The sequence below is a fragment of the Actinomadura pelletieri DSM 43383 genome, from assembly GCF_003634705.1.
In the GTDB taxonomy this organism is placed as follows: Bacteria; Actinomycetota; Actinomycetes; order Streptosporangiales; family Streptosporangiaceae; genus Spirillospora; species Spirillospora pelletieri.
The window spans coordinates 615,915-637,454 of record NZ_RBWU01000005.1 but is presented as its reverse complement, the minus strand read 5'-3'; the positions used below and the strand labels follow the sequence as shown (position 1 = coordinate 637,454).

16 protein-coding genes and 1 tRNA gene are annotated in these 21,540 nt (G+C 70.8%); 14 read left to right on the top strand and 3 right to left on the bottom strand.

All coding sequences use genetic code 11. The features are described from left to right. Position 1 precedes the first annotated feature (1 nt). The 6 genes from BZB76_RS24685 to BZB76_RS24660 all read left to right on the top strand — a co-directional run bounded on the left by BZB76_RS24685 (position 2) and on the right by BZB76_RS24660 (position 9,589). Positions 2–3,316 carry an FtsX-like permease family protein gene (locus BZB76_RS24685; protein ID WP_147449522.1) on the top strand — a complete coding sequence of 1,105 codons (3,315 nt, stop codon included), beginning with the start codon at positions 2–4 and terminating at the stop codon, positions 3,314–3,316. After that, on the top strand, positions 3,313–5,886 hold the full coding sequence (gene cas5 / locus BZB76_RS24680) for a CRISPR-associated protein Cas5 (RefSeq protein WP_121436752.1): 2,574 nt from the start codon (positions 3,313–3,315) through the stop codon (positions 5,884–5,886). Before BZB76_RS24685 ends, cas5 begins: the two co-directional genes overlap by 4 nt. A gap of 1 nt (position 5,887) precedes the next feature. Further along, a complete protein-coding gene (locus BZB76_RS24675) occupies positions 5,888–6,817 on the top strand; it encodes an ABC transporter ATP-binding protein (protein ID WP_121436751.1) in 930 nt (309 codons plus the stop codon). After that, positions 6,814–7,536: an ABC transporter ATP-binding protein gene (locus BZB76_RS24670; RefSeq protein WP_121436750.1), complete on the top strand. Its 723-nt coding sequence runs from the start codon at positions 6,814–6,816 to the stop codon at positions 7,534–7,536. The genes BZB76_RS24675 and BZB76_RS24670 overlap by 4 nt, the downstream gene beginning before the upstream one ends. A 714-nt stretch (positions 7,537–8,250) precedes the next feature. After that, positions 8,251–8,904: a DUF4360 domain-containing protein gene (locus tag BZB76_RS24665; RefSeq protein WP_121436749.1), complete on the top strand. Its 654-nt coding sequence runs from the start codon at positions 8,251–8,253 to the stop codon at positions 8,902–8,904. A 46-nt stretch (positions 8,905–8,950) separates the two neighbouring features. After that, entirely contained in the window at positions 8,951–9,589 is a 639-nt protein-coding gene (locus tag BZB76_RS24660; RefSeq protein WP_121436748.1) for a DUF4360 domain-containing protein, read from the top strand. Between the two features lie 102 nt (positions 9,590–9,691). On the opposite strand, the gene BZB76_RS24655 is transcribed toward BZB76_RS24660, so the two are convergent. Continuing rightward, on the bottom strand, positions 9,692–10,489 hold the full coding sequence (locus BZB76_RS24655) for an SAM-dependent methyltransferase (protein ID WP_121436924.1): 798 nt from the start codon (positions 10,487–10,489) through the stop codon (positions 9,692–9,694). A 331-nt stretch (positions 10,490–10,820) separates the two neighbouring features. Between BZB76_RS24655 and BZB76_RS24650 the strand changes: the two genes are divergently transcribed. The 5 genes from BZB76_RS24650 to BZB76_RS24630 all read left to right on the top strand — a co-directional run bounded on the left by BZB76_RS24650 (position 10,821) and on the right by BZB76_RS24630 (position 16,659). After that, complete coding sequence (locus BZB76_RS24650) at positions 10,821–11,600, top strand: DUF6745 domain-containing protein (protein WP_211343159.1); 780 nt, start codon at positions 10,821–10,823, stop codon at positions 11,598–11,600. Positions 11,601–12,123: 523 nt separating this feature from the next. Continuing rightward, positions 12,124–15,225, top strand: coding sequence for an ATP-binding protein (locus BZB76_RS24645; protein ID WP_147449521.1), 3,102 nt, complete (start codon positions 12,124–12,126; stop codon positions 15,223–15,225). Between the two features lie 51 nt (positions 15,226–15,276). After that, entirely contained in the window at positions 15,277–15,606 is a 330-nt protein-coding gene (locus BZB76_RS24640) for an ArsR/SmtB family transcription factor (protein ID WP_121436745.1), read from the top strand. Next, positions 15,599–16,192: a TIGR03086 family metal-binding protein gene (locus BZB76_RS24635; protein ID WP_121436744.1), complete on the top strand. Its 594-nt coding sequence runs from the start codon at positions 15,599–15,601 to the stop codon at positions 16,190–16,192. Before BZB76_RS24640 ends, BZB76_RS24635 begins: the two co-directional genes overlap by 8 nt. Continuing rightward, on the top strand, positions 16,189–16,659 hold the full coding sequence (locus BZB76_RS24630; protein ID WP_246007199.1) for an SRPBCC family protein: 471 nt from the start codon (positions 16,189–16,191) through the stop codon (positions 16,657–16,659). The genes BZB76_RS24635 and BZB76_RS24630 overlap by 4 nt, the downstream gene beginning before the upstream one ends. A 109-nt stretch (positions 16,660–16,768) precedes the next feature. Here BZB76_RS24630 and BZB76_RS24625 read toward each other — a convergent pair whose 3' ends face one another. Together BZB76_RS24625 and BZB76_RS24620 are read right to left on the bottom strand one after the other, a co-directional pair. Beyond that, complete coding sequence (locus BZB76_RS24625; RefSeq protein WP_121436743.1) at positions 16,769–17,803, bottom strand: M15 family metallopeptidase; 1,035 nt, start codon at positions 17,801–17,803, stop codon at positions 16,769–16,771. Between the two features lie 81 nt (positions 17,804–17,884). After that, on the bottom strand, positions 17,885–18,310 hold the full coding sequence (locus BZB76_RS24620) for a hypothetical protein (RefSeq protein WP_147449520.1): 426 nt from the start codon (positions 18,308–18,310) through the stop codon (positions 17,885–17,887). A gap of 120 nt (positions 18,311–18,430) precedes the next feature. Between BZB76_RS24620 and BZB76_RS24615 the strand changes: the two genes are divergently transcribed. The 3 genes from BZB76_RS24615 to BZB76_RS24600 all read left to right on the top strand — a co-directional run bounded on the left by BZB76_RS24615 (position 18,431) and on the right by BZB76_RS24600 (position 21,461). Next, a tRNA-Arg gene (locus BZB76_RS24615) sits at positions 18,431–18,503 on the top strand. Positions 18,504–18,904: 401 nt separating this feature from the next. Next, positions 18,905–19,321 carry a hypothetical protein gene (locus BZB76_RS24610; protein WP_121436741.1) on the top strand — a complete coding sequence of 139 codons (417 nt, stop codon included), beginning with the start codon at positions 18,905–18,907 and terminating at the stop codon, positions 19,319–19,321. A gap of 301 nt (positions 19,322–19,622) precedes the next feature. After that, a complete protein-coding gene (locus tag BZB76_RS24600; RefSeq protein ID WP_121436922.1) occupies positions 19,623–21,461 on the top strand; it encodes an ABC transporter ATP-binding protein in 1,839 nt (612 codons plus the stop codon). Positions 21,462–21,540: the final 79 nt, after the last annotated feature.

The following is a 21,540-nucleotide window of genomic DNA, read 5'->3' as shown; positions in this document are numbered from 1 at the left end:
CGTGAGGCGTCGGGGGTTGGTGCTCAGCCGGATGGCCGGTGACCGGTCGCTCGTCCTCGCGGCGTGTGCGACCGCCTTGTTCGCCACCACCGTTCTTGCCGCTCTCGTCGGCTATACCGGCTCGGTCACCCGTGACGGGCTGCGGCGTACTCTTGCGGACGCCACGTTCGAGACGGCGGGGACGACCGTCGGGACGCATGTGCCCGCCCGTCGGCTTGACCAGGTGCGCGCCCAGGTCGAGCGGACGCTCCAGCGTATTCATGGGGACGTTCCGCTGTCGGTGTCGATGAGTGCGCGGAGCGACACCTACACGCTTCCAGGGCAGGAGAAGAGCGACCATCCGGAGTTGACGGCGTTCGCCACCCACACCGGGATCGAGAGGCATGCGCGGCTCATCGGTGGACGCTGGGCTCGTGAGGGTGGGCGTGAGATCGAGGCGGTGTTGTCGGGGGCGGCGGCACGCGCCATCGATGTCAGGGTCAACGACCTGCTTACTCTGCGTGGGCGTGTTGACCGGGACGCGGTGGTCAAGGTCCGGGTTGTCGGGCTGTTCGATGTGTCCGACCCGGACGATTACTTCTGGCAGGACGATCGGCTTCTCACCGCTGGTGTTGAGAAGCTCGACTACACGACTTATGGGCCGTTCGTGGTGCCGCCGGGGGTGTTCGCTCAGCGGTTCAACGGGTCCGGGCTGGACGCACGGTTCACGGTGTTGCCCGACCTGAGCCGTCTCGATGTCGACGATCTCGAACCGCTTCGCGCGCGGCTCGCCGGGGCCGATGACGCCTTCGCGGCGACGGGCGAAGGGACGCAGTTCGTCATCGTCACGCGGCTGTCGGAGCTGGCTCGGCAGCTGAACGACGCGGTGCTCGTCGCCCGGTCCACCATGCTCATCCCGATCATTCAGCTCGTCCTGCTCGCCGGATGCGCGTGGCTGCTCGTCGCCCGGCTGATGGGCGATCGCAGGCGCGGAGAGGTCGCGCTGCTGCGCACCCGCGGCATCGGGAAGCGGCAGCTCGCCGTCCTTGGACTCACCGAGGGTCTGCTGATCGTGCTGCCCGCGGCGGTGTTCGGGCCGCTGCTCGCCGGGCCGCTGCTGCGCCTCGCCGGGTATGCCCCGGCCGTTCGGGGCGCCGGGCTACGGCTGGACGCGGGTCCGCTCGTGCCGTTGTGGGGCGTGTCGGTGGTGGTGGCGGTGGCGTGCGCGGTCACCTTGACGACTCCTGCGCTGCGGAGTGCCGACCGGACGTTCGTCGAGGTGCAGTCCGGGATCGGGCGGCCCCCGCGTGGGCTGCTCGGGTCGGGTGTCGACCTCGCCCTGTTGCTGGTCGCCGGGCTCGCGGTCTGGCAGCTCGGTCGGTACGGGGCCGCGGGGGTGAATGCCGCTGCGGGGGTGGACCCCGTCATAGTCTCCGCTCCGGCTTTGGCGTTGCTCGCCGGAAGTGTGCTCACGCTTCGGCTGCTGCCGCCTGTCTGTGGTGTCGCCGAGCGGGCCGCCACGCGGCTGGGGCCGGGGCTCATCGCCGTCCTGGGCACACGGCAGGTCGGTCGGCGCCGCCTCCGGTACGCGGGGCCGGTGTTGTTGCTCGCCATGGCGATGGCCGTGGGGGTGCTGTCGGTGACGACGATGGCGACCTGGCGCCGGTCGCAGGTCGACCAGGCCGACTTCCAGAGCGGCGCCGACCTGCGGCTGGTCGGTAAGGATCCCACCGCGAACCCCGTGCCGCTCGGCATGGGCGGACGGTTCGCGGCGTTGCCCGGCGTCACGTCCACGACCGCGGTTCTGCGGATGGACGCCGAGGTCGGCGACGCTTCGGTGTCCGTCCTCGGCGTGGACGTTCGGGCGCTCGGTCCGGTGCTGCGCGTTCGGCCCGATCTGCGGCGGGGAATGCGGCTCGACGAACTGGCGAAGGCGCGCCCCGCCATTCCGGCGCTGACTGTCGAAGGACGGCCGGGACGGCTGAGCCTCGATCTGCGCTTGCGGCGTGTGGGGCCGGTTCCCGGTGGGCTGAGGGATCAGGCGCCACCGGCCGGTACTCCGTTTCGGTTCGCGGTGACCGTGGTGGACGCCCATGGTCTCGCTCAACAGGTGCCGCTGCCCGTTGTTCCCGCCGATGGCCGCACGCGCACCCTCACGTTGGACGCCGCCGCCCTGGCCGGGCCGGGTGGCGCCCTCGCCTACCCGCTGTCGGTCCGCGGCCTGCATTACTTCTATGACCTCAACCCCGTCGCCGGTCCGCTCGAACTCGACCTCCTGCGCGTCCACGGCGCGACTCCTCCGGCGGGCGGGCGTTGGGACGCCTTCGGCTGGACGGCGGGCGACACGTCGCCGAAGGCCGTCCCCACCGCCGCCGACCTGCCGCGCGGGCTGCTGCGGCTGTCCCTCCCGGCGACCCCGCACGAACGGGACCGTTTCTGGACGTCGCACGAGTACATCCCCGTCCTCGGGCAGGAGGCCCACGCGATGCTCGCCACGTCCGCGGCGCCGTCCCATGACCCGGCGAGCCCGGACCGGCGGCCGTCCGTTCCCGGCGTCATCACCCGGGCGATGGCCGAGCGCGCCCAGGTCGGCGTCGGTTCCACCGTCACCGTCAGCGCTACCGGCGGCGATCAGCGCATCGATGTCGTGGGGGTCGTTCCGGCGCTGCCGAGCGTCCCAGTCGACGAACCGGGCGCCCTGATCGACCTGCCCACCGTGACCGAACGGCGGCTCGCCGTCAGTGGCGCCGACCCGGCGGACCTCACGCCGGGCGAATGGTGGGCGTCGGTTCGGGGCGGTCGCACCGGCGCCGCCGTGCGCGTCCTCGCCGCCCACCCCGGCCGGGGCAGGGTCGAGGCCGACCGGGCCGCGCTGCGCACCCGGCTCCGCGACGCCCCGCTCGGCGCGGGCCTCCAGAGCGCCCTCGTCCTCGGCTTCGGCACCGGGCTCGTCTTCGCCGTCATCGCGTTCGTGGTGAACGCGGCGGTGACGGCCGGGGAACGGGCCCGCGAGTTCGCCGTGCTGCGGATCCTCGGGGTCCGGTCCCGGCAGGTCGCCGGGATGCTCGCGATCGAACAGGCATATCTGGTCGCGTTGGGCCTGCTCGGCGGGACGGTCCTCGGCCTGGTCGTGGCGCGTCTCGCCGTCCCGCACATCGTGGTCGGCGTGCGGGCCGCGCGGCCCTACCCGCCCGCCGAGGCCGTCGTGCAGTGGCCCGTGCTGCTCGCGATGATCGTCGGGGTGACCGTGGTGCTCGGGCTGGTACTGCTGCCGTTGTTCGCCGCGTTGCGTCGCCGAGACGTCGGTGCGGGAAGCCGCGTGGGGGAGGACCGGTGAGGGGGCCCGCGCTACGGTCGGCCCGCGCGCATCTGGCGCCGCTCGGCGCCCTGGCCGTGTTGATGTTGGTGGCGGCGGTGCTCGCGGTCGTCGTCCCGTCCCGGACGGCGACCGGATACGACCGTGCCGCAGAGGACGCGGTCGAGGGCACCGACCTGCGCGTGGAGGGCAAAGCGGCGGGTCCGATCGCGACGAGCCTGATCGCGTCGGCCCCGGAGATGCAGGTGCACGCGACGACCTGGCAGACCTACCTGCCGCCCTCCCTGCGCCGCGCCACCGGTGAACCCGAGCCGTCGATCAGCACGGCCCGGCTGATGGAGACGCTGGCGTCCTCGCCGCAGCTGATCACGCTGACCTGGGACGAGGGCGCGGCCGAGCGGATCCGGATCGTGCGCATGGCCCGGGACGCCGACCTCCCGCGCGCCGCCGAGATCGGCGTCATGATCTCCAAGAGCTTCGCCGACCGGACCCGCCGACGGCCGGGCGACCCGCTCGTCCTCCTCGACGAGAATCTTCCCGACGATCCGCTGCCCGCCCGGATCGTCGGCGTGTACGAGGCGAAGAACGCGGCCGACCCGTACTGGACGCCGCGTCCCAGCCTGCTGAAGGCCCAGCGCATCGTCATCGACAAGATGGGAACGGAGGCCGACTTCGGTAGCGCGCTGATCGAATCGCAGGAGTACAGCCGCCTCGTCCGGAACCCGCGCAGGCAGCTCACCTTCACCTGGCGCTTCCCGATCCGCTCCGAAGTCGTCACCATGGACGACGCGATGGCGATGGCCGAAGACGTGGAGGCGTACCGATCCAAGGTCCATGGTCTGCCCGGCGTGTTCCCCGCCACGGTGGAGACCGTGCTGGACAAGCGGCTTGAGGAGTACAAGAGTCGCCTCCACGCGGCCCGGTCCGTGCTCGGTCTGGCGTTCGGCGGGCTCGTCGCCGTCGCGGCCGGGGTGCTGCTGCTGGCCGCCGGGCTCCTCGGTGAGCGGCTGCGGCCCGTCCTCGGGACGATGCGGGCGCGCGGCGCGTCGCTGCGGCAACTCGCCATGCCCGTCTGCGGGGTGACGGCGCTCGCCGTCGTCCCGGCCGGTGCCCTCGGTTACGCGGTGGGACGTTGGGCGAACGCCGGGCCGCCGCAGTACGGCTCGGCCCTCGCGGTCGGGGTGCTGGTCGCGGCCGTTCTCATCCTGTCCGGGGCGATGGTGCTGCGGGAACGGGGCGGCGGGCTGGAATCGTCGTCCGGCCACCGGGACGACCTCGGCGCGGCGCGGCCGACGCGGCGGCGGCCCGTCCTGGAGGCCATGCTCGTCGCGGTCGCCGTCGGCTCCGTCGTGCTGCTGCGGCGGCGCGGCGGGGGCGCCGCGGCCGACCCGCTGATCAGCGCCGTGCCGGTGCTGCTCGGCGTCGCGCTCGCGGTGCTCGTGCTGCGCGCCTACCCGTACCTGCTGCGCGCCGCGGGCCCGTTCCTGCGGCGCCGTCGCGGCGCGGTCGCCTTCCTCGGTCTGGCGCGTGCCTCCCGGCAGAGCCTCGTCGGCGTCCTTCCGCTGGTCGTGCTGTTGCTCGCCGCCAGCGTCGCCGGATTCACCGCGACCGTCGACACCGCGCTGCGGGACGGGCAGGAACGCGCGTCCTGGGCCGAGGTCGGCGCCGACGCCCGCATCGAGGCCGGTCCGCTGGACGAGGCGGGCCTGCGCCGGATCCGCGCCGTGCCGGGTGTGACGGGCGCCGTTCGCGTCCGCGTCATCGACGTCGTGACGACCGCGTCGAACACGGCGCCGATGACCGTCGTCGGCGCGGACCTCGCCGCCTACCGGGCGCTGGCACCGGACGTCCCCGGCGTCCCGGCGAGCGGCGTGCTGGCGTCTCCGCTCGCCGCCCGGGGCCTCGGCTCCGGCGCGGTGACGCTCAGCCGGTCCGGCATGGACCCGATCCAGATCACGTCGCCCCACGTCATCGACCACTTCCCGGGACGATCCCCGAACAGCCCGTTCTTCGTCGTCCCGTTCGACACCGTCGCGACCGCCACGGGATTCCCGTCACAGGTCTTCGTCACCGGACACGACCTGGACGCCCGTGCGCTGAGCGCCGCCGCGCCGGGCCGCGAGATCGTCATGCGGCGGGACGTCCTGCGCGACATGACCGGCATGCCGCTGGTGTCCGTCGTCCGGGAGACGTTCCGGAACGGCGCGCTCATCAGCGGCGTGTTCGGGCTGCTCGCCGTCCTGCTCGTTCTGATCGTCGGAGCCCGCGCCCGGGGCCGCACCGTCGCGCACCTGCGCGCCCTCGGCCTCAGCCGCCGGCAGAGCCACGGCCTCGCCCTCGTGGAGATCGCGCCCGTGCTGCTCTGCGCCGTCGGCGCCGGGTGGGCGTTGGGCCTGCTGCTGCCGGAGATCACCGGCCCGGCCGTGGACCTGGATCCCTACACCGGCGGCCATGCCGTCACCGCCCACGTGCCCGGCCCGGCCGCGCTGCTCGGGCTGCTCGGCGCGCTGCTGCTCGCCGCCGCCGCGGCCGTCGCCGTCGACCGCGTCCACGACACCCGCCCCGGCACCGTCCTCAGAACGGGGGAGTGACATGAACCGCACACCCGACCTGGCCGAACTGGAACGCCGCGCCGCCGAACGCGGCCCGGTGTACGGGGAGGGCGCCCATATCGTCTGCGACAATCTGGTCCGCATCTACAAGGCCGACGGCATCGAGGTCGTCGCGCTCCAGGGCCTGGACCTGCTCGTCGACCCGGGTGAGCTGGTCGCGATCGTCGGCGCGTCCGGCTCCGGCAAGTCCACGCTGCTGCACATCCTTTCCGGCCTGGACGTTCCGACCGCGGGCGTCGCCCGCGTCGCCGGATCCGACCTGCTCACGATGACGTCCAGGGAACGGCTCCGGTTCCGCCGCGAACAGGTCGGCTTCATCTGGCAGCAGACGTCCCGCAACCTGCTCCCGTACCTGACCGCCGCGCAGAACGTCGAGCTGCCCATGCGGTTCGCGGGACGGTCCCGGCGCGTCCGCGCCACCCGCGCCGCCGAACTCCTCGGCATGCTCGGCGTCGGCGACTGCGCCGGACGCCGTCCCGCGGAACTGTCCGGCGGGCAGCAGCAGCGCATCGCCATCGCCGTGGCCGTCGCCAACGAACCCCATGTCGTCCTCGCCGACGAACCCACCGGCGAACTCGACACCGCGACCGCCGCCGACGTCTTCGCCGCGCTGCGCCGCGTCAACGAGGAACTCGGCACCACCACCGTCGTCGTCACCCATGACGCGCAGGTGTCCGAACGCGTCGACCGCACCGTCGGCATCCGTGACGGCCGCACCAGCAGCGAGGTCCGCCGCCGCGCCGCGGGCGACGGCACCCGTACCGCCGAGGAGTACGCCGTCCTCGACCGGGCCGGCCGCGTCCAGCTCCCGAAGGCGTTCACCGAGGCCCTCGACATGCGGGACCGCGTCCGCCTCGACCTGGAACCCGACCATGTCGCCGTCCGGCCCGACCGCGAGGACGCCCCATGACCGAACCCACGAGCGAGCCCACGAGTGGGCCCTTGCACGAGCCGATGGTCGCGGTGGAGGCGCTGACCCGCACCTATCGCACCGGCGAGATCGAGGTTCCGGCCCTGCGCGGCGCGTCCTTCACCGTCGCCCCCGGTGAACTCGTCGCGATCAAGGGCCGATCGGGGTCCGGGAAGACCACCCTGCTCAACCTGATCGGCGGCCTGGACTCCCCGGACGGCGGCACCGTCCGCGTCGCCGGCCGCGACATCGGCGCCCTCGGCGAGAACGATCTGCTCGCCCTCCGCCGCGACCACATCGGGTTCGTCTTCCAGTCGCACGGCCTGATACCCGTCCTGTCCGCCGCCGAGAACGTCGAGGTTCCGCTGCGCCTCGTCCGCACGCCGCCCGCCGAGCGCGACGAACGCGTCCGGCTCCTGCTGGCCCTGGTCGGTCTCGCCGACCACGCCGCCCAGCGCCCCTACGAACTCTCCGGCGGCCAGCGCCAGCGTGTGGCCATCGCCCGCGCCCTCGCCAACCGCCCCCGCCTCCTGCTCGCCGACGAACCGACCGGCCAGCTCGATTCCGAGACCGCCGCCGCGATCATGCCGCTGCTCCGCGCCGTCGTTTCCAGCGAGGGCGTCACCGTCCTTGTCGCCACCCACGACGAGGCACTTCTCGCCGAGGCCGACCGCGTTCTCCACCTGGAGGACGGCAGGACGACGGAAGCCGCCGCCTGACCTTCATTTCACGGATTCACCGCCCACCGGCCGCGCACCGCTCCACGGACTGCACGCACTCCCCGGCACATTGTGACCGGAGCGTATTGCGTCCGCAAAGCTGATCTTGTCGTCGATCGACGGCATCGGGGTTCGCGCATTTTGGCCTTGTCCAATGGCGAGGCTTGCCCTAACAATAGGATCGATCATCAGCCAATTGGGCGTCCGACGCATCACGGAATGGCTGTTCCGACCCGCCCCGCGCCCGATCCGACGGCCCTGGCGGCGATGCCGGGCGCCGATGTCCACCGCCGCCACCCGGGCGTACGCCCCGGAGCGGCCCGAGCGCGGCCCGTTCATGTTTCCAACTCGTCTTTGTCCACGTCCACAACGCGGGCCGCCGGACCCGATGTCCGTGCCGGGGGTCGCCTCCGTATCCAGGGCAGCGGGCTTTTTCCATTACCGGACGCGATCTTGGAACGGTCCTTGTGAAAAGAATGGTATTGACGTTCGATAATCGATGATCAAGTTTGATGATGCCGCGCCGCCGGACCATTGAACGCCAGGTCAAGAAAAGTTAAAAACCGGTGATTGACAGCCCCTGGGGTGAAAGTTACGCTCCATTCAGATCCTGGATCAACATCCATCGACGAGTACCGATTTAATCCGGATTGCCGGTACTCGCCTCTTCGGTCGCCGAAGAAGAAGCGTCAACTCCCAGCGAAGAGGAATCACATGCGTAAAGGGATCGCAATTTCCGCCGCGGCAGCCGCCGCCATGGCCCTGACAGCGGCGTCCGTCTCCCCCGCCGCGGCGTCCGGCGGCCGTCTGCTCGAACGTGGCCCCTCGGGCGTCACGATCGAGATCGCGACGGTCAACGGATCCGGCTGCCCCATCGGCACCGCCGCCGTCGCCCTGTCCCCGGACAAGGAAGCCTTCACCGTCACCTACAGCGACTACATGGCGCAGGCCGGCGGTCAGTCCAAGCCCCTGGACATGCGGAAGAACTGCCAGATCAACATGAAGGTGCACGTCCCCCAGGGCTTCACCTACGCGATCGCGAAGGTGGACTACCGCGGCTACGCCTTCCTGGAAAAGGGCTCGAACGCCACCATGAAGGCGAGCTACTACTTCCAGGGCATGACGAGGGGCGGCTCCGTCGAGAGCGGCCTGAAGGGCCCCAAGGACGACAACTGGCAGGAGACCGACCTCGTCCCGATCGAGGAACTCATCTGGAAGCCCTGTGGTGAGCTGCGCAACTTCAACATCAACACCGAGCTGCGTGTGACCGCGCCCACGGACAAGACGAAGACCAGCTTCATCACGATGGACTCGACGGACGGCAGCATCAAGACGGTCTACCACTTCAAGTGGAGGACCTGCCCGTAGTCCCCCCGTAGGCCCCGCGTAACCCCCTCCAAAGGAGAAAGAACAAATGCGCAAAGGAGTGACTGCTTCGGCAGCATGCCTCGCCGCCCTGACGATGGGCGCGGCTATGGCGCCGACGGCGTCGGCGGACGCGAACGCGGCCCCCGACCGCATCACCATCGAGGTGCAGACGGTCAACGGCTCCGGATGCCCGAGGGGCACCACGGCCGTCGCCCCGTCGCCGGACCGCACCGCGTTCACCGTCACCTACAGTGACTACATGGCGCAGGCCGGCGGGGACTCCAACCCGACCGACATGCGGAAGAACTGCCAGCTCAACCTCAAGATCCACATCCCGCAGGGATTCACGTACGCGATCGCCAGCGCCGACTACCGCGGCTACGCCTACCTGGGCAAGGGGGCGTCCGCCGTCGAGCGTGCGAACTACTACTTCCAGGGCATGTCCAGCACCACGCCCGTCACGCACAACCTGCGTGGTGCGTACGACGGCAACTGGCAGTTCACCGACCGCACGCCGGTCGCGGAACTGGTGTGGAAGCCCTGCGGTGAGGACCGCAACCTCAACATCAACACCGAGCTGCGCGTCTACGAAGGCAACGACAAGGACGAGACCAACTTCATCTCCTTCGACTCCGCCGACGGTGACGTGAAGACGATCTACCGCTTCCAGTGGAAGAAGTGCTGACCTGATTCCACGTTCGGGCCGCGCCGTCATCCAGACGGCGCGGCCCGTCCGCGTCGTGCGGGACCGTGCCGCATCCGTCCACGCGCGGCGCGACCCGGTGGGTCACAGCTTCTTGCCGACCCCCGCGGCGACCTTCAGGCTCGTGCGCGGGGCCGTCTCGTCGGGCCACCAGTCCTGGACGTCCACCACACCGGGCTCCATCAGCTCGAAACCGTCGAAGAACCGGACGATCTCCTCGCGGGCCCGAAAGCACATGGGGGACGGCGAGTTCGCCGAGATCTCCTCCAGCTTGGCCCGGGCGGCCGGGTCGCTTCCGTCGGAGCAGAACTGCGAGAGCATCATGTGGCTGCCCGGTGCCAACCGGTCCCGGTACTGCGCGATCAGCCCCGCCGGGTCATGGTCGTCGGAGATCAGGTGGAACAGGCCGACGAACAGCACCAGCATCGGACGATCGAAGTCGATCAGTTCGGTGACCTCCGGGTGGCTCATGAGCGCCCGCGGCTCGCGCGCGTCGGCCTGGATGGAGACGATGCCCTCGCTGCCCGCCAGCAACGCGGTGTTGTGGACGGTCACCAACGGGTCGTAGTCGACATAGACCACACGGGCCTTGGGATTGACGGCCCGGGCGGTCTCGTGCACGTTCGGCGCGGTCGGGATCCCGGTGCCGATGTCGAGGAACTGGTCGATGCCCTGCTCGGCGCACATCCGAGTCACCCGGAGCAGGAACCGGCGCTGCGCCTTGCCCAGCACGGGCAGATCCGGGGCCAGTGCGATGACCTGCGCCGCCGCCTCGCGGTCGACCGCGTAATTGTCCTTGCCGCCCAGCACATAGTCATAGGCGCGGGCGTGGCTCATCTGTGTGGGATCCACGCCGGGGGGAACGAATTCCTGCTCGCTCATGATCGTGGTCACCCCGTGTTTTCTGAGGAATGTCCGTTTTCGACGTTCGTTGGGGGATCGTCGGAAGGATCAGCGTAGCCGGGCCCGTTGGAACGGTCGAATAAGATCACGAAATAGGCCGTCCCAGGCCACGAACGACGTACCGGGACCGCCCCCATGGGCCGGGCCGGTTGCGCGAACGGCCGGTCGCGGGCCATCATCGACGCATGATCTCCATCAGGAAGGGCGGCGACGCCCACGCGCGGTGACCGCGCTCGCGCGGCGCGAAGACGCCGCCCACCCGCACACCGATGTCCGATACGCGAGTTCGCACGACCGGTGGCGGGAAGCAGTGAAATTCCGCCGGGAGTGGCTCGACCACGCACTGTCCACCCGTCCGGCCGACCGGCGCACCACCGAGAACAGTCTGACCGCGATCTACGCGAGGCTCTCCCGACCCCGGCCACGGTTCGTCTGGGTCGACTCTCCGAAACAGGCGATGCCGCTCGTCGCCGACCGGCCCACCATTCGGGATCTGTACGCCTGGGTACATGGCCCTCGCCCGCCCGGGGAGCCGCCACTGGCGAGTGATCTGGCGATGATCGCGCACCGGCTGCGCGTCGCGCTCGGCGCCGGTGTCGTCCACCCCGATCCCGAAATGTGCCCGGCTCGCGACGGCAAGCGTCGCGTGCCCTGGCCGAACCTGCCGCCGCAGGAGGCGTTGCGCGCCGGCGTTCCGCTGGGCGTCGTCCTGCACCGGGGGATTCACGACGCGATGCACCGTTCCCTCGGCGCCGGGCTCCGCGACCCGGTCCGCCGCGCGCTGACCGGTGGCGGCCCTGGTCCGGTGTGCTGGTACGGGCAGCAGGACGCGGCGTGGATCGCCTACTACGACGTCCTGCGCCGGGTCGGGCTCGCGCAGTACAAGCCGGGCGATCTCCACCATCTCGAACACTGGGCCGCGCTGGCACGCTCGTGCGGATGGTGGTGGCCCGGCGACGAGGTGTGCGTCGTGGTCGAACGGCCCGAGTCCGTCCACGTCGAGCCGGTATGCGGGGCCTGGCACGACGAGGTCGGGCTCGGGCGCGACGGTGTCCGCTATCGCGATGGCTGGCACCCGCGCCCGGGGTGAACCCCCGTCGGCCGGGACGAGACCTGCGTCTCGTCCCGGCCGGCCCCCGCCGACGGGCCCGCATGGGCGAAAGTGACCCGTGCCGTTCCCCAACGGCCTGGTGAACACGTGATCCGCGTCTCCGGGACGCGTGGTCCGCGTCCCCGGGGATGCGCCAATCCCCGGGGACGCGCCCGGCCGCGCTGAACCGGCCGGGGGAATCGGGCAGCGGCCGCGTCCTGGCGCGGCCGTCCATGATCTGACCGATTGTCCCCACGAATAGGGCGGCCGCCGCCCCGATCACAAGAGTCCGGACGGATCCAGACAAGGCCGGACATGTCCGGACGCGGCGACCCGCCGGTGAGCGGCCCGCCGAGTAACCCCAGAAAAGGGCCTGAGCAGCGATTTCGTTGATACCGTCAAACTGGTTGTTGCGTCATGGTCAACGCCATACGATCGTGATTCGGCCGGGGGCGGCGGCCGGTAAGAAAGTGCCGGCAGGAAAGAGTGACGACAACCCCCGATAATGTGATTGGGTCGGTCAGTGGACTTTGCCGACATGCCGTCCGCCGCGGGCGCGGAGGATGCCGCGGCGTACCTTGAACGACTGGTTCGACTGCGCGTCTGGGCAGGTCGCCCGTCGCTTCGCCGGTTGGCGTCGCTGTCGCGGAGCGCCGCCGCGCCCGGCGGGCATATGGTCGACCAATTGCCGCGCAGCACCCTGTCCGAGGTGCTGAATGGCAAGCGGCTTCCGCAGTTGCCCAGGATGGAATTCGTCGAGGCTTTCGTCGCCGCCTGCCTACGGGCACGGAACGTCCGGCAGGACGTCATCGACACCGTGGTCGAACGCTGGCTCGCGGAATGGTGGCGCCTTGAGACGTCGGCGCGGCCGGGTCCGAGCCCTGACGGGACGCCCGTCGAGACGAACGGTGTCCCGGCCGGGACCGGAGACGGCCGGGAGAACGCGGGCCGCCCCCTGGTCGGTCGGAGCGAGGCCCTACGCGGCTTCGCCGAGGTCGTCGACACGCTGGCCGTCACCCGGACGTGCCAGTGCCTGGCGATCGTCGGCGACCCGGGCGTGGGCAAGACCCGATTACTGGACGAACTCGCCGCCATGACCGCACGCCGGCAGGCGTTGGTGCTGCGGGGCCGTGTCGGCGAGTTCGAGCAGGAGTTACCGCTCGCCGCGATGGTCGACGCGCTCGACGGCCACCTCGAAGGGCGGGAGGAATGGGTGCGCGACCGCCTCGGCGCGGCCTCCCTCCGCCTCCTCGCGACCCTGTTCCCGTCGCTGTCGGACGCCATCGAGGACGACGCGCTCATTGACGTCGATCTCGGTGCGTCCGTGCGGTACCGCGTGTACCGGGCCGTCCGCCGGCTGCTGGAGGAACTGGCGAGGCCGTCCGGTCTCGCGTTGCTCCTGGACGACGTCCACTGGTCCGACAACGACTCCGCCGAACTGTTCGCCCACCTGCTGCGCCGTCCACCGCGCGGCCCGGTGCTGATCGCGATCGCCTACCGTCCGGCCCAGGTGTCCCCGGCGCTCGCGCGCCTCGTGGGCGCGCAGCTCGGTCCCGACCGCATGGTGACCGTGCGGCCGTTCACCCCGGCGGAGACGCGGGAGTTCCTCGGTTCAGAGGTCGGCGGCGCGGACGTCCGGCGACTGCATGAGGCCAGCGGCGGCGTCCCCCTCTACCTGGAGGCCCTCGCCCGGATGGGGGTGACCGAACCCGCCCACGGCGCGACGGCACCGGAACCACCCGGCATCCCACCCGCCGCCACGACCGCGCTGGAACGGGAACTGGACGGCGTCTCACCGGAGGCGTCGCTCGTCGCGCGGGCGGCCGCGATCGTCGCCGACGAGTTCGACGTGCCGCTGGTGGCCGTCGCGTCCGAGTTGGACGAGCGCACCGTCGTCACCGCACTGGACGAGATGGCCGCGCGTGACATCGTCCGTCCCGCGGGCGCAGGGGATCGGTTCCGGTTCCGTCACCCGCTCGTCCGCAGCGTCGTCCATCACCGCGCGGCCCCCGCCTGGCGGCTGTCGGCGCACGCCCGGATCGCCGCCCACCTGGAACGCGTCGGCGCGCCCGTCACCGTCCGCGCCCACCATGTCGTGCGCTCGGGCCGACACGGCGACGAGACGGCCGTCGCGACGCTGACCGAGGCGAGCGAGGTCATCGCCGCGAACGCGCCCGCGAGCGCCGCGCACCTGCTGAGCAGGGCGCTGGAACTGATGGGAACCCGGGACGACGCCGACCGCCGCCCGGACCTGCTGCTGCGGCTGGCCGAACTCCAGCTGTCGGCGGGCCGTCTCACCGAGGCCGGAGACACCGCCCGCGAAGCCCTGGAGTCGCTGCCGGACGACGACCACGTACGGCGCACCCGGGCCCTGTTCGTCCTCACCATGATCGAACGGCTGCTCGGCAGGCCGCAGGAGAGCCGGCGGCTGCTGCTCGGCGGCCTTCGGCACGGCACCGACCGGCAGGTCGACGCGAACGTCCGGCTCCGGCTCCGGCTCGCCGCGGACGACCTGTACCGCGGCGACCCCAAGGCGGCGGAGGCGGTCCTGCGCACCCTGCCGGCGGACGCCCCCTCCTGGGACACGGCCCTGCGGCTCGAGGTCGCGGCGATACGCCCGATGGCCGCGTTCGCCGCCCGCCGCCTCGACGACGCGGCACGCCATATCGCCGCCGCCGACCGCGTCCTCGCCGACGCGTGCGACGGCCGTCCGCCCGAGCACCTGCCACTGAAGTCCCTCAGTTGGCTCGTCTGGACGGAACTGTTCCTGGGACGTTTCGATGGCGCGCTGCGACACCTCGACCAGACCCTCACGCTGACCCGCGCCACCGGGCAGACCCTGGCCCACACCGTGATGCTCACCGCGACGGCCCGCGCGTACGCGATGCTCGGCCGCCTGCGCGAGGGAGCGGCCGTCGCCGAGGAGGCGGCGCGGCAGGCCGACGCCGCCGGCTCCCGCCAGCTACGGGTCATCGCGCTCGCGCAACAGTGCCTCGTCGCCGCGTCCGCCGGAGACGGCCCGGCGGCGCTGCGCCATGCCGACCAGGCGGTGGCGGACGCCGAGGACGGTGCGGAGTGGTGGGCGTTACAGGCGCACTTCGCCCGCGCCACCGCGCTGATCCACGCGGGCCTGCTGGAACCCGGGATCGAGGCCGTGGCGCGGCTCCACGGCGGTGACGCGCTCACGCTGGATCAGGCGAGCCTGCTGTCCTGCTGCGAGTTGGCCGCGCACGCGGAGGCGGAACGCGGCCGGTGGACGGCCGCCCGGCGGTGGGCGGAACGCGCGGCCCGATACGCCCACCGCGAGCTGCGGACCAACACCGGTCTCGTCCACCTCGCCCGCGCGCACGCCCTGCACGGCACGGCCCCGGTCGCGTCCGCCCTGCACGCCCGGACCGCCGCGGAGATCTTCACCGGCACCGGCCAGCGGGTCGAGGCCGGCCGCGCCCGGCTCCGCGCGGCGGCCGGTCACCTCGACGCGGGCGAGCGGGCGCGGGCACGCGATGAGCTGGCGAACGCCGCCGAGATCTTCGCGAGTTGCGGCGCGCTGGGCCTGCACACCGAAGCGCTGCGCCGCCTCGCGCCCCTCGACCGAGCCCCAACCTTGACCGAGCCCCAACCTTGACCAGGCGGTTATAGAACCAGTAGGTTATCAACCCTGGTGGAAGGGGTGGTCATGAACGGACTGGACGCCACATTCGCGGCGTTGGCCGATCCCACGCGCCGGGCCATCCTGGCGCGGCTGCGCGCCGGTGAGGCGAGCGTGTCGGAACTCGCCGCGCCGTTCGCCATGAGCCAGCCCGCCGTCTCCAAGCATCTGAAGGTCCTGGAGCGGGCGGGGCTGGTCTCCCGCGGTCGTGACGCGCAGCGCCGCCCGTGCCGGCTCGAACCCGGCCCGCTCAGGGAGGCCGCCGACTGGTTGGCGACCTACCGCGCCTTCTGGGAAGACCGCTTCCAGAACCTGGACGCCCTGCTCGACGAACTCAAAGGACTCGGCGATGAATGAGAGAGTGGAGTCGTACCGGCGCCGCGCGGACGCCTTCGACGCGAAGGTCGCCGCCGTCCGCCCGGACCAGTGGGACGACCCGTCCCCGTGCGAGAAGTGGACCGCGCGGGACGTCGTCCGGCACATCGTCGACATGCACGAGGTGATGCTGCGCCCGCTGGGCCGGGCGCTCAGCGCCGCGCCGTCCGTCGACACCGACCCGGTCGCCGCGTTCCGCGCCGCCCGCGCCGACATCGAGGCCGTCCTCGACGACCCGGCACTGGCCGGGCAGGAGAGCGACACGCCGTCCGGCCGGCTGACCGCGCTGGACCACATCGACCAGGTCGTCAGCCGAGACCTGCCGTTGCACGGCTGGGACCTGGCCAGGGCCACCGGGCAGGACGACACGATCGACCCGGTCGACGTCGAGGCCTACTGGTCGGACATGCGGAACATCCCCGACGAGATGATGGAGCGGTTCCGGACGCCGGGCGCGTTCGGTCCGGGCGTCGAGGTCTTCGGCCCGCGGGTCGAGGTGGACGAGGACGCGCCGTTGCAGGACCGTCTTCTCGGCTTCATCGGCAGGGTCCCCCGTTGGCGCCCGTGACGGTCGCGACCCCCTCCGACCGGGCGATCGTCATGACCCGGACCTTCGCCGCGCCCCGCGCCCTCGTCTTCGCCGCCTGGACGAGACCCGAACTGGTGAGCCGCTGGTACGGGGCACACGGCTGGGACATCGTGTCGGCGACGATCGACCTGCGCGTCGGCGGTTCCTGGCGCTTCCTCTGGCGGGGACCGCACGGCGCGAGCATGGCGGCCGGCGGCGTCTACCGCGAGGTCACACCGCCCGAACGCCTCGTCTACACCGAGTCGTTCGACGAGGCCTGGTACTCGGGCGAGGCCGTCGTGACCCACGACTTCACCGAGCGGGACGGTACGACCACCCTCGACACGACCTTCCTGTTCGACTCTCGCGAGACCCGCGACCGTGTCATCGAGTCGCCCATGGATCGCGGCGTCGCCGAAGGCTACGACCGCCTCGACGACGTCCTCCACGAACTGACGCACCCCTGAGTTCCCAGGGCGAGCAGCCCCCTACGCGGGGAAACGCGTGCCGAGCCGCCTGGCCGCGGTCTTCCCCGGCGAGCCCCGCCCCGCCGGCACGAGCCGCTGACCGGCCCGCTCACCCTTCGGTCCCGAACTCCCAGTGCCACGGCTCGAACGGGCTGCTGTACGCCCACGCCGGATGAATCCAGCCGTACTTCTCGGCGTGGGCCTCCATCCAGTTGAACTGGACGGAACCCGAGTTCTGGATCCCGCCGCACAGGTCGACGGCCTGACCCTTGCCGTGGTTGCTCGTCCCGGGAACGGCGGCGAACCCCGGCCGCTGCGCATAGACCCGATGCTGGTCCGAAAGGTTCCGGTACGCGTCGGTGACACAGATGTCACGGCCGAACCGGCGCTTGTACGCCTCGTTCAACTTGTAGAAACCCTGCGCCGCGTCCGCCCGCAGCTTGTGCCCCTTCTGCGGCAGCGCGCACAAATACTTTTCGGGAATCAGCCCGTTCGGATACTTCTTGGCGTCACTCGACAACCCCTTGTCGCATCCGAGCTGGAACCGTTTCAGCCGGGTCGTCGCGAGTTTGTCGAGCATCGCGTTGAGCCGCTCGGTCAGCTCCTCCGACTTGTTCTTCAACCCGTCCACCTCCTGCTGGAGACGGGTCTGCTCGACCGCATTCCGCGACTGGAGATCCTGCGCCGTCGTGGCGAGCCGCTTCCGCCGTTCCTGAAGCTCGTCCGCACGGTCCACGAGGGCCTGCTGTGACGTGGCGAGCAACGTCACGTCCGCCGTCGACCGCAACGTCTGACCGGGATCGCCCCTACCGAAGATCGCCATCGACCCGGCCGCGCCGCGCTGCTGGTAGGAGGTGTTCGCCAGCCTGGCGATCGGCTCCCGGATCCGATTCAGCTCCGCCTCGGCCGCCGCGAGATCCTTGAGGGTGTCCCGCAGCTTGACCTGCGAGGCGGCCAGGTCCTTCTTCCGGTCCTCCATGCGCTTGGTGGCCTGCTCAAGCTGGGAGCGTGCCTTGGACGCCTCACGGCGCAGCGCGTCCAGGGTGTCGACCCGGCCCTGGGCCGCCGCGGCGGCGCCCTGCGGTGAGATCAGCGTCATCACCAGGAAGACCGCGGTCAGCGCCGCCGACCGGGGATTCGGCACGGTGGTTTTCCTCCTGATGCCCAAATGCGAACAGCGGCAGAACGCTACTACAGGTTCTACGCGGACCTGTCCGTAACCGGTTCAGCGGCCACGGTGACCATACTGTCGCACGCACCACCGCGCATGCCGCCACCGGACCTCCACCCACCCCGGCGGACACGCCCGCCGCGTCCCCGTCACAGACGGCGACGGCTTCGGCTTCCTCCGCGTCGGAGTCACCTTGGGTGTAGGCACCCGCCGAGGCGCCTTCGTCGCCACCAGCGGCTCAGGCTCGGGCGGCACATACTCCCCGAACGTCGGCGCCTCCTCCGGCGTGACGGCGGGCGTCACCTTCTGCCCCACCGTCTCCGGCCGCTTGCGCACCGGCTCGTCCCGCAGCCCGAACGCGACCACCGACGCCACCACGACGGGCACCAGAAACGCAACCACGATCAAGCCGACCCGTCCCCTGGCCGACCGCTCGTCGACCTGGCCGTCCTTCGGCTGCCCACGATGCCGACCCGTCACGGCACCGAAGCGTACCGACACCACCCCCACCAGGCCTAGAGGCATAAGGAGAAGCGCTCAGCACTCCCCATCCCCTAGGCTGGGAACGCGTCCGCTACGCTCATACCGCAGCGACGACATGCCTCCGTAGCTCAGGGGATAGAGCACCGCTCTCCTAAAGCGGGTGCCGCAGGTTCGAATCCTGCCGGAGGCGCCCACTCCAACGCGCTGACCAGTCGGAATGTAGACCCCGGTCGGCGCGTTCACCATTTCCGTTGAGCAATCTGGGACGGTGTTGGCGCATTGATGGCACCATCGGCCCACGTGCGCTTCCGACCCGGCACGAATGCCGCGATTCTCGTAGCCGCGTCCTCGGCGACCGCGGCTCACACGTCAGCGCTGAAAGCGGCCGAGAATCTCCGATACGACCTTGAGGTCCATCCCCCCGCGGCATCGACGCCGAGCCGTGCCAGAGGTCGTGAAGCCGGACCGGGGGAGTGGCGTCCTGACAAGAGCCTCCTCGACCTCATGCGGAGGGGATGGCTGTCTATCGCCATAGACGTTACAAGGCAAGCTGCCTAGACAGGACTCGTCCGGAAGGCTACCGTCTCGAGCATGGAAACGCCGGAGACAACCGAGGTGACGATCTACAACGCCACCGCGACCCGTGACGGCAGGTACTGGAAGGTCAGCGTTCAGGACCTCCCGGACGGACGCGCCGCCCAGGCCCAGGGCACGACCTGGACCGAGGCCCAGCACAACGCGATGGACTGCGTGCAGAGCCTGTTTCCCGAAGCCCCGGACACGGTCGGCGTCCGCCTGATCCCCGCCGACCCGAGGGCCGCGGCCGCGATGACGGCCGTATGGGACGCCCGCGGCGCCCGCGTCAGAGCCGAGAACGCCGAGCGCGACGCCCTCGCCACCGCCGTGGCGACCCTGCTCGACCAGGGGTGGAGCACCCGCGACGCTGGCAAGGCGCTCGGCCTGTCGCACCAGCGAATCAGCCAACTCAAGCCGACCGGCGACGCATAGGCCGGAACACGTCCCTCTGACCTTGCCTGGTTAGGGGCACATCCGGCGCCCGCGGGCTGGTTACCCGCATACACGGGCGACTGTAGTAGGCCCCCCGGATGCGCGGGCATTTCCCGGTGTGGCGGGTCGGGGCGCGCACGTCCCCGTTCGGCGCGCACGCCTGGTGGAAGCCGGCGGCCGCCCGTTGACGAGGGCGACGACTTCACCGGGTTCCGGGCGTTGATGACGGTCGAACCGAGCGCACGCCCACCAGCCGCTGATGCACCAATGGAGAACGAACCTTTGTGAGGAGATGGGATCCGTGTTCACCAGTCTGCGAACGGCGCGCAGAAGCGACGACCTGGATCCTGACGGCGATCTGGAGGTTGAGCCGGACGACAGACCGGACGTGCCGCTGCGGGTCGGTCTCCGTGACTTAGTCAGAGTCACACGCGGGCACCGGAAGGCCATCGCCGTCGCCCTCGTGTTCTCGCTCCTGGCGTCCGGCATGGGGCTCGCACAGCCGCTTCTGGCGACCAGGACGATCCAGCAGTTCTCCGACGGCCGCCCGTACGCGACGTTCGCGGTGCTGCTGGGCGTGGTCTTCGTCCTCGAAGCCGTCGTCGCCGCGATCGCGGCGTACTCCCTCGAACGCACCAGTGAGGGACTGGTGCTGGGGCTGCGGTTACGCATCGTCGACAAGTTGCTCCGGCTTCCCATGCGCCGCTACGAGACACAGCGGCTCGGGGACCTGCTGTCGCGCACCACCTCCGACACCACGATGCTGCGCGACTCGCTCGCCTACGACCTGTCCGAGGTCGTCGTGGGCCTGTTCGTGGTGACCGGCGGCGTCGCCATGATGCTGTGGCTGGACGCCGCCCTGTTCCTGATCGTGCTGGGCATCGTCGGCGTGATCGGCGGGCTGACCATGCTGCTGCTGGCCGGGATCCGCAAGGCCGTCGAGGACGCCCAGGACAGCCTGGGCGGCGTGTCGGCGGAGCTGGAACGGGCGCTGTCGGCCATCCGAACCGTCCGGGTCATGCGCGCCGAGGACCGGGAGAACGAGCGGATCGGCCGGCTCGCGCGGAACGTCTACCAGCAGAACCTCCAGGCGGCCAAACGTGACGCCGTCATCGGTCCGATGATGACCCTGGCCATGCACGGGTCGATGATGGCGGTCCTGGTCGTCGGCGGCATCCGTGTGGCCAAGGGTGACGCCTCGCTGGCGAACCTTGTCGGATTCCTGCTGTACATCACCTACATCGCCACTCCGATCGCCAACATGTTCGACGTGATGGCGACGCTGCAGCGTGGTCTGGCGGCGTTGCAGCGGATCGAGGACGTCACCCGGCTGCCTTCCGAAACCGACCGTGCCTCCGCCGCCACGAAAGCCGGCCACAAGATTCAGTCGGACACCGCATCGTCGGGGACCACGAAGCCGTCGCCGAACGGAACCACCGCGGAGGTCGAGTTCCGGGATGTGACGTTCAGTTACGACAAGGGGCGACCGGTCCTTCGGGGCGTGTCGTTCAAGGTTCCGCGCAACACTCACGTCGCCCTGGTCGGCCGGTCAGGAGCCGGAAAATCGACGTTGTTCGCGTTGCTTGCCCGGTTCTATGACGTTGACGGCGGGCAGATCTTTCTGGAAGGCACGGATGTCACCGAACTGGGCGTGGACGAGTGCCGTTCCAGGCTGGGTCTGGTGGAGCAGGCGGCCCCGGTGATGCACGGCACGCTCCGGGACAACATCGTCTATGCCAGGCCGAACGCCACCGACGCCGACATCGACCGAGTGGTGGAACTGGCGAGCCTCGGCGACCTCGTGCGCCGACTGCCGAAAGGTCTGAACACCTCGGTCGGCGAGCATGGCGACATGTTGTCGGGTGGTGAACGACAGCGTGTCGCGATCGCCCGCGCACTGCTGCCGAAGCCGCGCCTGCTCCTGCTGGACGAGCCGACGTCGCAGCTGGACGCCGCGAACGAGGAGGCCCTCACCCGGACGATCGCCAAGGTGGCGCGCGAGTGCACGCTACTGGTGATCGCGCATCGCCCGTCGACGATCCGCGCCGCCGACACCGTCGTCCTTCTCGATGACGGCAAGGTCGTCGCGACGGGAACTCCTGAGGAGGTCGACGCGACGCGCGGCCTTCGGTTCGACTGAACGTCGGTCTGCGCGTCCCAGGCCGCACCAGGCTCCCGCTGATGTGTCGTCACGTCCCACATCGGTCGCGAAGCGTGGT